Source organism: Kitasatospora sp. NPDC038210 (assembly GCF_055600605.1).
On the sequence record NZ_JBVJYK010000005.1, the window covers coordinates 117,051 to 129,850 of the forward strand.

Annotated in this window: 12 protein-coding genes and 1 pseudogene; 6 read left to right on the forward strand and 7 right to left on the reverse strand. The window is 73.1% G+C overall.

The window, feature by feature from the left end; translation table 11 throughout:
• Nucleotides 1-437: 437 nt before the first annotated feature.
• From ACZ7KX_RS12175 to cobU, 4 genes and pseudogenes are all read right to left on the reverse strand, one after another.
• The gene (locus ACZ7KX_RS12175; protein WP_470326378.1) at nucleotides 438-1,940 is read right to left on the reverse strand and encodes a leucyl aminopeptidase; all 1,503 of its coding nucleotides are present in this window, start codon (nucleotides 1,938-1,940) and stop codon (nucleotides 438-440) included.
• A 258-nt stretch (nucleotides 1,941-2,198) separates the two neighbouring features.
• A complete protein-coding gene (locus tag ACZ7KX_RS12180) occupies nucleotides 2,199-2,990 on the reverse strand; it encodes an adenosylcobinamide-GDP ribazoletransferase (protein WP_470326379.1) in 792 nt (263 codons plus the stop codon).
• Between the two features lie 224 nt (nucleotides 2,991-3,214).
• Nucleotides 3,215-4,339, reverse strand: a complete 1,125-nt coding sequence (locus tag ACZ7KX_RS12185; protein WP_350522567.1) for a nicotinate-nucleotide--dimethylbenzimidazole phosphoribosyltransferase — start codon at nucleotides 4,337-4,339, stop codon at nucleotides 3,215-3,217.
• Between the two features lie 28 nt (nucleotides 4,340-4,367).
• Nucleotides 4,368-4,949: pseudogene (gene cobU, locus ACZ7KX_RS12190) on the reverse strand (bifunctional adenosylcobinamide kinase/adenosylcobinamide-phosphate guanylyltransferase); the annotation flags it as partial.
• A 100-nt stretch (nucleotides 4,950-5,049) separates the two neighbouring features.
• On the opposite strand from cobU, the gene ACZ7KX_RS12195 reads away from it, so the two are divergent.
• Nucleotides 5,050-5,250: a hypothetical protein gene (locus ACZ7KX_RS12195; RefSeq protein WP_350522566.1), complete on the forward strand. Its 201-nt coding sequence runs from the start codon at nucleotides 5,050-5,052 to the stop codon at nucleotides 5,248-5,250.
• 13 nt (nucleotides 5,251-5,263) lie between these two features.
• Here the strand turns inward: ACZ7KX_RS12195 and ACZ7KX_RS12200 are convergent, their stop codons facing one another.
• Nucleotides 5,264-5,974 (reverse strand): methyltransferase domain-containing protein, encoded by a 711-nt coding sequence (locus tag ACZ7KX_RS12200; protein ID WP_470326380.1) that lies wholly within the window; start codon nucleotides 5,972-5,974, stop codon nucleotides 5,264-5,266.
• A 188-nt stretch (nucleotides 5,975-6,162) separates the two neighbouring features.
• Complete coding sequence (locus ACZ7KX_RS12205; protein WP_470326381.1) at nucleotides 6,163-6,762, reverse strand: DUF3043 domain-containing protein; 600 nt, start codon at nucleotides 6,760-6,762, stop codon at nucleotides 6,163-6,165.
• 301 nt (nucleotides 6,763-7,063) lie between these two features.
• On the opposite strand from ACZ7KX_RS12205, the gene ACZ7KX_RS12210 reads away from it, so the two are divergent.
• Nucleotides 7,064-7,864, forward strand: coding sequence for a PspA/IM30 family protein (locus tag ACZ7KX_RS12210; RefSeq protein ID WP_350628928.1), 801 nt, complete (start codon nucleotides 7,064-7,066; stop codon nucleotides 7,862-7,864).
• 37 nt (nucleotides 7,865-7,901) lie between these two features.
• Nucleotides 7,902-8,195 carry a PspA-associated protein PspAA gene (gene pspAA / locus ACZ7KX_RS12215; RefSeq protein WP_350522562.1) on the forward strand — a complete coding sequence of 98 codons (294 nt, stop codon included), beginning with the start codon at nucleotides 7,902-7,904 and terminating at the stop codon, nucleotides 8,193-8,195.
• A gap of 100 nt (nucleotides 8,196-8,295) precedes the next feature.
• On the opposite strand, the gene nadA is transcribed toward pspAA, so the two are convergent.
• Nucleotides 8,296-9,480, reverse strand: a complete 1,185-nt coding sequence (nadA, locus tag ACZ7KX_RS12220) for a quinolinate synthase NadA (RefSeq protein ID WP_350522561.1) — start codon at nucleotides 9,478-9,480, stop codon at nucleotides 8,296-8,298.
• 220 nt (nucleotides 9,481-9,700) lie between these two features.
• Between nadA and ACZ7KX_RS12225 the strand changes: the two genes are divergently transcribed.
• From ACZ7KX_RS12225 to ACZ7KX_RS12235, 3 genes are all read left to right on the forward strand, one after another.
• Nucleotides 9,701-10,624: an NADP-dependent oxidoreductase gene (locus ACZ7KX_RS12225; RefSeq protein ID WP_470326382.1), complete on the forward strand. Its 924-nt coding sequence runs from the start codon at nucleotides 9,701-9,703 to the stop codon at nucleotides 10,622-10,624.
• A gap of 140 nt (nucleotides 10,625-10,764) precedes the next feature.
• A complete protein-coding gene (locus ACZ7KX_RS12230; RefSeq protein ID WP_045692189.1) occupies nucleotides 10,765-11,229 on the forward strand; it encodes an Lrp/AsnC family transcriptional regulator in 465 nt (154 codons plus the stop codon).
• 197 nt (nucleotides 11,230-11,426) lie between these two features.
• Nucleotides 11,427-12,794 (forward strand): pyridoxal phosphate-dependent decarboxylase family protein, encoded by a 1,368-nt coding sequence (locus ACZ7KX_RS12235; RefSeq protein WP_470326383.1) that lies wholly within the window; start codon nucleotides 11,427-11,429, stop codon nucleotides 12,792-12,794.
• Nucleotides 12,795-12,800 lie beyond the last annotated feature (6 nt).

Consider the following 12,800-nt stretch of genomic DNA (forward strand, 5'->3'; position numbering starts at 1 on the left):
CCGGTGGGTCGGAAGCCTTTGTGGGGCGCCCAGTCGTGCCGGAAATACATCTTCGCACTTGTTCGCGGTGGCTGATGTCCGGGTCCGCCCCAGGGGTGTCCCACGGAGTGGTCACCGGGGCGGGAATACCCCCCACTGATGGGCATCATCGCAGCTCAGCGCGGTATTGACAGCCGTCGGAAGGGCGCCTTCCGCGGTGTTCGCCGCGGCCTCTTCCGCACTGTGGAACAAAGTTTCGCCCGCAGCGAACAGGAGTGCGCCGCGCCGTTCCGGCCTACTCGCAGGTAACCCGGCGGGAACGCCGACAGGACCGACCGCGACGCCGACCGGGACCGACCGCAACGCCGACCGGAGTGCCGGAACCCCGACGGGGACCGACCGGAACGCCGACGGGGCCCGGCGCACACGCGCCGGGCCCCGTCGGAGCGGGTGCCTGATCAGGCCTTGCCGTTCGCCGTCCGCTCGGCGAAGCGGACCAGGGTGCGCACCGCGCTCGCGGTGCCGCCCTTCGGGGTGTAGCCGAACGGAGCGCCCTCGTGGAACGCCGGGCCGGCGATGTCCAGGTGCGCCCAGTCGATGCCCTCGGCCACGAACTCCTTCAGGAACAGACCGGCCACCAGGCCGCCGCCCATCCGCTCGCCCATGTTGGCCAGGTCGGCGATGGTCGACTCGGTCATGCCCTTGCGCAGGTCGGCGGGCAGCGGCATCGGCCAGGACTGCTCGCCCGCCTCGCCCGCGAGGGCGTGCAGGTCGTCGCGCAGCTCGTCGCTGTTGGACATCACGCCGAAGGTGCGGTTGCCCAGGGCCAGCACCATGGCGCCGGTCAGGGTGGCCACGTCGACGATGACGTCCGGGTTCTCCTCGCCGGCCCGCACGATGGCGTCGGCCAGCACCAGACGGCCCTCGGCGTCGGTGTTCAGCACCTCGACGGTCTTGCCGCCGTACATCCGCAGCACGTCGCCCGGGCGGGTCGCGGTGCCGGACGGCATGTTCTCGGCCAGCGCCAGCCAGGCGGTCACGTTGACGACCAGGCCCAGGCGCTTGGCGGCCACCACGGCGGCGAACACGGCGGCGGCGCCGGCCATGTCGCACTTCATGGTCTCGTTGTGGCCGGCCGGCTTCAGCGAGATGCCGCCCGAGTCGTAGGTGATGCCCTTGCCCACGAACGCCAGGGTGGCCTTGGCCTTCGGGTGGGTGTAGGCCACCTTCACCAGGCGGGGCGGGTTCGCCGAGCCGTTGCCGACGCCCAGCAGGCCGCCGAAGCCGCCCTTGGTCAGCGCCTTCTCGTCCAGCACCTCGACCTTGAGGCCGTGCTCCTTGCCGGCGGCCTGGGCGATCGCGGCGAAGCTCTTCGGGTTCAGGTCGTTCGGCGCGGTGTTGACCAGGTCGCGGGCGCGGTTCATCTCCTCGCCGATCGCGGCGGCCCGCTCCACGGCGGCCTTGGCGTCCTTGCTGCCCTTGCGGGCGGCCAGCACGATCAGGTCGCCGACCGGCTCCTTGCCGTTGCCGTTGCCCTTGTACGTGCCGAAGGCGTACGAGCCGAGCAGGCCGCCCAGCGCGACCGCCTCGACCTCCGCCGGGGACTCGGCCGGCAGGGCCAGCGCGACCTTCTTGGCACCGGCCAGGGTGCGGGCGGCGACACCGGCGGCGCGGCGCAGCGCCTCCAGCTCGTAGCCCTCCTCGACGGCCTCGCCGAGGCCGACCGCGAGCACGAGCGCGGCCTTCAGGCCGGCGGGGGAGGGGACCTTCACGGCCTCGCCCTCGGCGCCGGTCGCGCCCAGGGTGGTGAGGACCTCGGCCAGCTTGCCCTCGAACGCCTCGTTCACGGCCTCGGCACCGGGGGCCGGCACGATGCCCTTCGGGCCCTTGGCGACACCGACCACCAGGGCGTCCGCGCGCAGCGAGGCGGCGGAGGAGGTGCTCACAGACAATGCAGTCACGTAATGCGTCCTGTTCTTTCGCGGTCCACGGCCGGTCACGGCGAGACTGCCGCACCGGCGCAGCCCGCCGTCGCAGGCCGTCCGCCGGCGGGGCCTGCGGGTCCGGGCCCCCTGGCTGCGCGCACCCGCCGGAGCGGCCGCGCACACCGGAGGCCCCGGCTCCTCGGTACGCGCCGGGCGGGCAGGACCTGCCACGGTGCAGGGCTGCGGTGCTCCACGCATGGTAGTCCGCATGGTGGGATCACGCGCCGTCCGGTGTCAGCCGAGCAACGCCAGGGCGAACAGCGTGCCGGTCGCGGCGGTCTCCGCCATCGCCCCGAGCACGTCCCCGGTGATCCCGCCGAACCGTCGCACGCACCGCCCCAGCAGCAGCCGGGCGCAGCCCACCCCGAGCACAAGGGCCAGCGGCAGGCGAAGGGTTGACCATCCGTCGAACAGTCCGAGTGCGGCCAGTACGAGCGCCGCACCGGCCGTCCCGGCGGCGGCTGCGGCGGGTGTCACGGTGCTCGCCACCATCGCGCCCAGCCCACCCGGCCGGGCGGCCGGCACCGACCGCAGGCAGCCCCAGGCGAGCGCGCACCGGGCGGCCGTCGCCGAGGCGAGCACCGCGAGGGCGCCGCGCAGGGGCGAGTGCCCGAACTCTCCGGCCAGCGCGGCGACCTGGCCCAGCAGCACCAGGACGAGGGTCAGCACACCGAAGGGGCCGATGTCGGACTGCTTCATGATCCGCAGCGCGTCCTCGGCCGGTTTGCCGCTGCCCAGGCCGTCGGCGACGTCCGCGAGACCGTCCAGGTGGAGCCCCCGGGTCAGGGCGGCGAGCACCCCCACCGCCGCGACCGCGCCGAGCGGCCCGCCCGCCCGCCAGGCCACCAGTGCTCCGGCCGCGGCCGCCAGGGCCCCCAGCACCAGCCCCACCACCGGGGCCGTCACCATCGCCCGCGCGCCCGCGGCCCGGTCCCACCGCTCGACCCGGACCCGCAGCACGGACAGGGTCCCGAACCCGAACCGCAGTCCGTCCCCCCAGCTGACCCGACCGGCGTGGTCCGTCATCGCCCCGCTCCTTGAACGTGAGAAAGCCCCCGCCTCAACACGGGTGACCGCCCGACTCGACGCGGGAGAGCCCCAGCCTCGACACGGGAGACCCCTCGCGTCAACGCGGGAGAGCCTCCGCGCCCGGCCGGGGCGCGGAGGACGGCGCGAAGCGGGAGGGAGGGCCGTCACCCGAGCGCCGGTGGCCCGCCGCACGTGCTTCCGCGTCCGGAGCCGCCCCGCTCCTAGAGCCGCCGCAGCAGGTCCGCCGCCGAGGGCAGCTTCGGCGGCTCCTGGGGCTCCCTCGGCGCCGCCGGCACGTACGGCTTCGGCGCCTCGTCCGCGAGCGCGTCCCCCGCGGCCTGCAGCAGCGGCAGCGCCAGCAGCGCGCCGACGCCCTCGCCCAGGGTGATCCCCTGGTCCTGCAGCGGCGTGAGGGTCAGCCGGTCGTACGCCTTGGCCTGCGCGGGCTCGCCGCTGGACTGTCCGGCCCGCCACCACTCGGGCGCCCGGAAGGCGATCCGCTGTGCGACCAGCGCGCAGGCCGCCGTGACCACACCGTCCAGGACCACGGGCAGCCGCCGCACGGCCGCCTGCAGCAGGAAGCCGGTGATCGCCGCGAAGTCGGCCCCGCCGGTGGCGCCGAGCAGCGCCAGCTGGTCGCCGAGCACCGGCCGGGCCCGCCGCAGCGAGTCCCGGATGGTGGCGCACTTGACCATCCACACCCGGTCGTCGATCCCCGAGCCGCGCCCGGTCACCGCCGCCGCGTCCGTTCCGCACAGCGCGCCGACCAGGACGCCGGCCACCGTGGTGGAGCCGACGCCGAGGTCGCCGAGCAGCACCAGGTCGGTGCCGGCGTCGGCCTCCTCGTCGGCGACGGCCATGCCGGCCCGGAAGGCCCGGGCGGTCTCCTCCGGGGTGAGCGCGTCCTCGACGTCGATCCGTCCGGAGCCGCGGCGGATGCGGTGGGCGACCACGTCGTCGGGGAAGTCGGCCGGGTCGGTGTCCACCGCGACGTCGACGACCCGCACCCCGGCGCCGTAGCGCGCGGCCAGCCTGGCCACCGGCGCGGTGCCGTCCAGGACGGCACGCACCCGCGCCGCGGTGCCGCCCTCGGCGGGCATCCGGGAGACGCCGAGCGCGGCCACTCCGTGGTCGGCGGCGAACAGCAGCACCTTGGGCGCCGAGACCGGCCGTACGGGGGAGTGTCCCTGGACGGAGGCCAGCCAGCTGCCCAGCTCCTCCAGCTTGCCGAGCCCGCCGCGCGGGCGGTCGGCCGCCTGCCAACGCTCGTCGGCGGCCCGCCGGGCGCTCTCGTCGGGGCGCTCGACGAGCGAGGAGAACGTATCGAGATCCACGGTCGTGTCCATCGTCCGGAAGGCTACACGCCGCAGATGTTCAGGCCGCGGCTGGCTTGACCGTCAGCACCTGCCCGGCCACGACCAGCAGGACCCGCTCCGAGGCGTCGGCCACGGCCATGTTGAGGCGGCCCAGGGTGTCGCGGAAGCGCCGTCCGGCGGCGGTGGCGGGGACGACGCCCATGCCGACCTCGTTGCTCACCGCGACGACCGTGCGTCCGGTGGCCTCCCAGGCCCGCGCCAGGGCCTCGCAGCGCCGCCGCACCGCGGCCTCGCCCCGGGCCGTCCAGGCCTCGTCGTCCCAGGCGTCGCACTCGTCCATCACGGAGGTCAGCCACAGCGCCAGGCAGTCGATCAGCACCGGCGCCGGGTCGGCGGTGTCGGCGAGCACGGCCTCCAGGTCGCAGGTCTCGGCGGTGCGCCAGCTCGCGGGCCGGCGCTCGCGGTGCAGCGCGACCCGCTGGGCCCACTCGGCGTCGCCGTCCCGGGTGCCGCCGGTGGCCACGTACAGGACGTCCGGCCGGTCGGTGAGCAGCTGCTCGGCGCGGGTGGACTTGCCGGAGCGGGCGCCGCCGAGCAGCAGGGTGCGGGGGAGCGGGGGGAGGGTCGCCATGCCGCCCATCCTGCCGGACGAGGCATACGGAAGATCGGGCCGGGCAGGCTAAGGTGCGCAGCAACACAGCAGCCGGCACGGGCAGTGTCGTCAGTGGGAGGAGCCTGGCATGGCGTGGACGTGGCGGTACGAGAAGGCGGACGGCAGTGCGGTGACGCCCGGCGGTGGCCAGGAGGAGTTCGCGGGCCAGGGGGACGCCGAGACCTGGATCGGGGAGTCCTGGAAGCAGCTGGCGGAGGACGGCGTCGACACCGCGGTGCTCCTGGAGGACGACCGGGTGGTCTACGCGATGAGCCTGCACGCGGAGTGAGCCCCGCGGGGCGCTACTTCGCCCCGATCACGTGCAGCAGCGCGGCGACCTGCCGGTAGGGGTCGGTGCGGCCGGCCCGGTCCTCGGCTTCCAGCAGCTGGGCCAGTTGCCGGCCGTCCACCGGCGGAGCCGCGTCGTCGGGGGCGTTGTCGGTGAAGACCCGCACGCCGTACCAGTGCCGGACGGGTACCGACACCTCGGAGAGGGTGACGGAGAGGTCGGCGAGCCGGTCGGCGCGGGCGGCCAGCCCGAGCCGGTTGTAGTACCGGTCGCTCTCGAAGGCGTGCAGTGCGGCCCGCCAGTCGCCGGCGGCGGCGGGCCGCAGGGCGAGCGCGTCGCGGTTGCGGACCAGCAGTGAGAGCAGTCCGCCGGGGGCGAGCAGCCGGGCCAGCGAGGCGATCATCGGGTCCGGGTCGGGCAGGTACATCAGGACGCCGTGGCAGAGCACGACGTCGAAGCTGCGCGGGCCGAACCAGCGCCCGCACTGGTGGCCGTCGCCGCTGAGCAGCTGCATCCGGCCGCGGACCTCGGCGGGTTCCTCGGCGAGCGCCCCCTGGGCGACGCCGAGCGCGACCGGGTCCGAGTCGATCCCGGTGACGAAGTGGCCGGCCCGGGCCAGCCGCAGGGCCTGGGTGCCCTGCCCGCAGCCGATGTCGAGGACGCGTTGTTCGCTGCGGCCGGTCAGCTGCTCGGCGAGCTGGCGGGAGACGAGTTCCTGACGCACGTAGTTGCGCAGTCCGCCGAGCCGCTCCAGCCAGGCGGCGGTGCCGCCGGCGAAGGACCCGCTGCGCGAGGGCAGCCGCCGCTCCTGGGCCAGCCGGTCGTGGCCGCCGTGGCCCTGCCCCGGGAGCGCGTACAGGCCGGGCCCCTCCCAGGAAGGCGGGGCCCAGCCCGAGTCGACCGGCTCGGCGGTCAGGGCTTCTCCCCGCGCCGCACCTGCGGCTTGGGCAGTCGCAGGCGGCGCATCTGCAGGGTGCGCATGATGCCGTAGGTGACCGCGCCGCGGGTGTTCTCGTTCGGGAAGCGCTCGGCGAGCTGCTTGCGCAGGCCGAGGCCGAGGCGGACGAAGTCCAGGATCACGAAGACGAAGAACAGCAGGAACAGCAGCGTGGAGAGCAGCTGGATCTGCGAGACCTTGATGATGCTGAGCACCAGGATGACCACGGCCGCCGGGAGGAAGAACTCGGCGAGCGACCAGCGGGCGTCGACGTAGTCGCGGGCGAACTTGCGCCCGGGGAGCTTGTCGCGCTGCGGCAGGTGCCGCTCGTCGCCGTTCATCAGCGCCTGGCGCTGCTTCTCGCGCTCGGTCCGCATGCGGTCGCGGGCCTGGCGGCTGGCCTCCTTGCGGTCCTTGGGCACCGTCACCCGGCCGCGCCGGTTGGCCTCGGCCTCGTTGCGCTTGGGGGTGGGGCGGCCCTTCTTGGCCTCGGGGTGGCGGGCCTGGGCTGTCTCGTCCTGCTTCTCCAGCACGGTGGCGGAGGCGGCGGCATCATCTGAACGGCGTCGGAACACACCACCAGCGTACGGGGTGCGGAGCCGGTTCCACGGGTGCCCTCGGAACCGAACGCATATCGATACCGCGAGGCAGCGGCCCGAACCGGGTTTCCCGGGGACTTCCCGTAGGGGATCAGTCGGATGGACTATGGGGGGGATGAGAGGCGGATCCACCCGGGGGAGGAGGAAACGCCACTGGTCGCTGTAGCAGTCTTGTTGCAGGCAGGTGCACTGCGGCGACGGGCTCGCTGCACATACACTCGTCGTGTCTGGTAACGAGATAGAGACCGCAGGCCGGAGAAGGGGGCACCCGAGGCCCATGAGCGACGGAATCATGAAGCGTATGGGGCTGATCTTCCGCTCCAAGGCGAACAAGGCCTTGGACCGGGCGGAGGATCCGCGTGAGACGCTCGATTATTCGTACCAGAAGCAGCTCGAACTGCTGCAGAAGGTGCGTCGTGGTGTCGCGGACGTCGCGACCTCGCGCAAGCGCCTCGAACTCCAGCTGACCCAGCTCCAGCAGCAGTCGGCCAAGTACGAGGACCAGGGTCGCAAGGCGCTGTCCCTCGGCCGCGAGGACCTCGCCCGCGAGGCGCTGACCCGCAAGGCCAACATGCAGTCGCAGATCACCGATCTGGAGACGCAGTACCAGCAGCTCCAGGCCGAGGAGGAGAAGCTCACCCTCGCCTCCCAGCGGCTGCAGGCCAAGGTGGACGCCTTCCGCACCAAGAAGGAGACCATCAAGGCGACCTACACCGCCGCCCAGGCGCAGACCCGCATCGCCGAGTCCTTCTCCGGGATCTCGGAGGAGATGGGCGACGTCGGCCTGGCGATCCAGCGGGCCGAGGACAAGACCGCCCAGATGCAGGCCCGGGCCGGCGCCATCGACGAGCTGCTCGCCTCCGGCGCGCTCGACGACGCCAGCGGTCTCGGCCGCAAGGACGACATCGAGGCCGAGCTGGAGCGCGTCGCCGGCGGGTCCGACGTCGAGCTGGAGCTGGCCCGTATGAAGGCCGAGCTCACCGGCGGTCCCGCCGCGGGCCCGGCCGCGATCGAGCAGGGCAAGCCGGAGGCCCAGCCGCAGCAGCAGGACACTCCGCGCATCAACTACAACAAGTGATCTGAGCTCGACCCCACGAACCAGGGAGACGCACGGCATGATCATGAGGGTCATGGGTGAAGGGCAGTTCGAGGTGGGCGAGGCTCACCTGAACCTGCTCAACGAGCTCGACGCGGAGCTCGTCACCGCAGTGGACTCGGGGGACGAGGAGCTCTTCCGCCGGGCGTACGGCAAACTGCTGGACGCCGTGAAGCAGTACGGCACCCCGGTGCCGCTGGATTCGCTGGAGCCGTCCGAGCTGATCCTGCCGAGTGCCGACGCGACGATCAACGAGGTCCGCGAGCTGCTGATGGCCGACGGCGAAGGTGTGATCCCGGGCTTCCCCGAGTAATCCTGCGGCTGCTGCCAGACAGAAGGGCGGGCCCCCTCCGGTGGGAGGGGGCCCGCCCTTCTGTCGTCCGTCCGCCCGGGTGGGCGGGGCGGCGGCCCGGCTACGGCAGGGCCAGCATCCGGTCCAGTGCCGCCTTGGCGTGCTTCTCGGTCTCCGGGTCGACGGTGATCACGTTCGGCACCCGGCCCTCGACCAGCGACTCCAGCGCCCAGACCAGGTGCGGCAGGTCGATCCGGTTCATGGTCGAGCAGAAGCAGACCGTGCGGTCCAGGAAGACGATCTCCTTGTCCGGGTGCGCCTTGGCCAGGCGGCGGACCAGGTTCAGCTCGGTGCCGATCGCCCACTTGGAACCCGGCTCGGCGGCGTCCAGCGCCTTGATGATGTACTCGGTCGAGCCCACCATGTCGGCGGCCGCGACGACCTCGTGCTTGCACTCCGGGTGCACCAGGACGGTGACGCCGGGGATCCGCTCGCGGACGTCGTTCACCGAGTCCAGGCTGAAGCGGCCGTGCACCGAGCAGTGGCCGCGCCAGAGGATCATCTTCGCGTCCCGCAGCTGCTCGGCGGTCAGCCCGCCGTTCGGCTTGTGCGGGTTGTACAGGACGCAGTCGTCCAGCGAGAAGCCCATCTCGCGCACCGCGGTGTTGCGGCCGAGGTGCTGGTCGGGCAGGAAGAGCACCTTCTGGCCCTGCTCGAACGCCCACTCCAGCGCGCGCTTGGCGTTGGAGGAGGTGCAGATGGTGCCGCCGTGCTTGCCGGTGAAGGCCTTGATGTCGGCGGAGGAGTTCATGTACGAGACCGGGACGGTCACGTCGGCTATGCCGGCGTCGGTCAGTACGTCCCAGCACTCGGCGACCTGCTCGGCGGTGGCCATGTCGGCCATCGAACAGCCGGCCGCGAGGTCCGGCAGGACGACCTGCTGGGCCTCGGTGGTGAGGATGTCCGCGGACTCGGCCATGAAGTGCACGCCGCAGAAGACGATGTACTCGGCCTCGGGGCGGGCCGCCGCGTCGCGGGCGAGCTTGAAGGAGTCGCCGGTGACGTCGGCGAACTCGATCACCTCGTCGCGCTGGTAGTGGTGGCCGAGGATGAAGACGCGGTCGCCGAGCGCGGCCTTGGCCGCCCGGGCGCGCTCGACCAGGTTCGGGTCCGAGGCCGGGGGGAGGTCACCGGGGCACTCGACGCCGCGCTCGCTGTTCGGGTCGGCCTCGCGGCCGAGCAGCAGCAGAGCGAGCGGCGTCGGAGTGGGGTCGACGCCGGAGGTCTCGGTGATGGTGGTGGTCACGGGCGGGTGCCCTTCTGTGCGGCCGATCAAGCGGTGAAGCCTTTTCGTCTAACTGACGCTATCTATGATAACCGGTTGGTGTCAGAGTGACGATGGCCATCCTGTCGATGTGACGAGAACCGCTCGCCGGATCGGACCCCCGGAGCAGCCGGATGCCCGGTTTGGGGGAGTCCGGGCGTGTCCGAATCGATACTTCGAAGCTCCTGGGTATGGCTGGGCCATGAAAGCTATCGCGATCCATCGCTACGGCGGCCCCGAGGTGGTCGAGTACACCGACCTGCCCGATCCCAAGGTCGGCCCGGACTCGGTCCTGGTGGAGGTCCGGGCGGCCGGGGTGAACCCGGTGGACTGGAAGGTCCGGGACGGCGCCCTGGACGGCCTGCTCGACGCGCACTTCCCGCTGGTCATGGGCTGGGACGCGGCCGGCGTGGTCCGCGCGGTCGGCGGCGGCGTCACCGAGTTCGCCCCCGGCGACGAGGTGTACGGCTACGTCCGCAAGGACGCCGTCGAGCACGGCACCTACGCCGAGCTGGTCTCCGCCCCGGTCCGCACCCTGGCCCGCAAACCGGCCGCGCTGGACTGGGCGCAGGCCGGCGGGCTGCCGCTGGCCGGGCTCACCGCGCTGCAGAGCCTCAGGGCGCTGCGGCTCGCCGAGGGCGAGACCGTCCTGGTGCACGCCGCGGCGGGCGGGGTCGGCCACCTGGCGGTGCAGCTGGCCCGGGCCGCCGGCGCCCGGGTGATCGGCACCGCGGCCGAGCGCAACCACGACTACCTGCGCGGCCTCGGCGCCGAGCCGGTCGACTACGGCGAGGGGCTGGCCGACCGGGTGCGCGCGCTGGCCCCCGGCGGCGTGGACGCGGCCCTCGACCTGGTCGGCCGCGGCGCCGTCGAGGTCTCCGCGGACCTGGTCGCCGACCCGGGCCGGATCGCCTCGATCGCCGACTTCGGGGTCAAGGCCCTCGGCGGCCGGTACGTCTGGGTCCGCCCGGACGCCGACGGCCTCGCCGAGCTGGCCGCGCTCGCCGACGACGGCCGGCTCACCGTGACCGTCGCCTCCACCTTCCCGCTGGCCCAGGCCGCCTCCGCCCAGGCGCTCAGTGCGGAGGGCCGGACCCGGGGGAAGATCGTCCTCCTGGTGGACTGACGGTCCGCGGCACCCGTCATTCCTCGGCGGTGAACTCGTTCGGGTCATCCGCCAGAATGGGTGGCGAACCGTTTCGGCAATGCCAGCCGCCGCCGCGACGGGCCGCCGAACCCTCGCACGATCCGTGGAGCCCCGCACCGATGACCAGCAGCCGAGCGCACGAGGTGGTCGGGGCCGACCTGGACGAGACCGACCGGCTCCTGCTCGCCCGGCTCGGCAGCGACGGTCGCGCCTCGTACGCCGAGATCGGCCTGCAGGTGAACCTCTCCGCCACCGCCGTGCGCCGCCGGATCGACCGGCTGCGGGCGCGCGGCGTGGTGCGGGGCTTCACCGTGGTGCTCGACCCCGCCGTCCTCGGGTGGCAGACCGAGGCCTTCGTCGAGGTCTACTGCCGCGAACGCACCGCCCCCGAGGAGATCCTCGCCAGCCTCCGCCAGTTCCCCGAAGTCGTCGCCGCCTGGACGGTCACCGGCGACCCGGACGCCCTGGTGCACCTGCGGGCGGCCGACATGCGCCACCTGGAGGCCGTCATCGAACGGATCCGGCGCGAGCCCGGCGTCCAGCGCAGCCGCTCCTCGGTGGTCCTCTCCCAGCTGATCGGCTGACGCCCCCGGGCGGTACGCAGGAATCCTGCGCGGACCGGCCCGAAGACGCTCGAAACCTGCCTGACCAGCCGCGTTCCGACGCGCGGCGGAGCACTCCGGCTGCCTACGCTGATCACGTCCGGTCGTCGCGGTGACGCCCCCCGCCGACCGGGCCGGATCCTCACCCCCCGACACCCCACAGCCGAGAGGGACCCGCCGTGTCCGCAGCCCCCGACCGCATGCACCGGCCCGACAACGAACTGGTCGACCTGGTTTTCGACTACATGCGGGAGCGGCTGCAGTACGACCCCGTCCCGCTCGACCACCCCGGTGACGGCGAGCACCTCCGCGCCCAGCTGGCCGGCCTGCTCAACCAGGACGGCAACAACCCGGCCGACGTGCTCAAGCTCTACGACCACGAGCTGTCCCGTGCGGTCATCTCCGCCGACAGCCCGCGCTACCTGTCCTTCATCCCGTGCGCCCCGACCAAGGCCGCGCTGCTGTTCGACATGGTGGTCTCCTGCGCCTCGCTGCAGGGCATCTCCTGGCTGGAGGCGGCCGGTGCGATCGCCGCCGAGAACCAGGTGCTGCGCCTGATCGCCGACCGCGCGGGCATGCCCGGGACGGCCGGCGGCACCTTCGTCTCCGGCGGCTCGGCGGGCAACCTCTCCGCCCTCGTGGTCGCCCGCGACACCGCCCGCCGCCGCCTGGGTGTCGGCCCGGAGGCGCGGCTGCGGATAGCCGTCGCCGACCAGGTGCACTCCTCGGTCAAGAACACCTTCAACATCATCGGCGTCGAGGCCTTCAAGGTCCCGACCGTGAACCGGCAGTTCACCGGCGAGGCGCTGCGCGCCGCGCTGGCCGCCGACCCGAACCCGGAGACCGTGATCGCGGTCGTCGGCACCGGCGGCACCACCAACGAGGGCATCGTCGACGACCTGGCCGGCCTGGCCGAGGTCGCCCGCGAGCGCGAGATGTGGTTCCACGTGGACGGCGCCTACGGCGGCGCGGGCCTCTTCGCCCCGTCGGTGCGCGAGCGCTACAACGGCATCGAGCACGCCGACTCCTTCGTGGTCGACCCGCACAAGTGGCTGTTCGCCCCCTTCGACTGCGCCGCGCTGATCTACCGCAACCCGCAGCTCGCCCGCGCCGTGCACACCCAGGACGCCTCGTACCTGGACGTCCTGCACACCGAGGGCGACGAGTGGAACCCCACCGACTACGCCTACCACCTGACCCGGCGCGCCCGCGGCCTGCCGCTCTGGTTCTCGCTGGCCGTGCACGGCGTCCAGGCCTACACCGACGCCATCGAGGCCGGCCTCACGCTCGCCCGGGAGACGGCGCAGCTGATCCGCGAGACCGACCACCTGGAGCTGCTGTTCGACCCGCAGCTCTCGGCGGTCTGCTTCAAGCGCAAGGGCTGGACCAACGACGACTACTACCGCTGGTCGCAGCAGCTGCTCGCGGACCAGATCGGCTTCGTCACCCCCACCGGCTGGGACGGCGAGACGGTCGCCCGCTTCGCCTTCCTGCACCCGGGCACGACCATGGAGATGGTCCGGGAGATCCTGGACACCATGGCCTGATCGAGG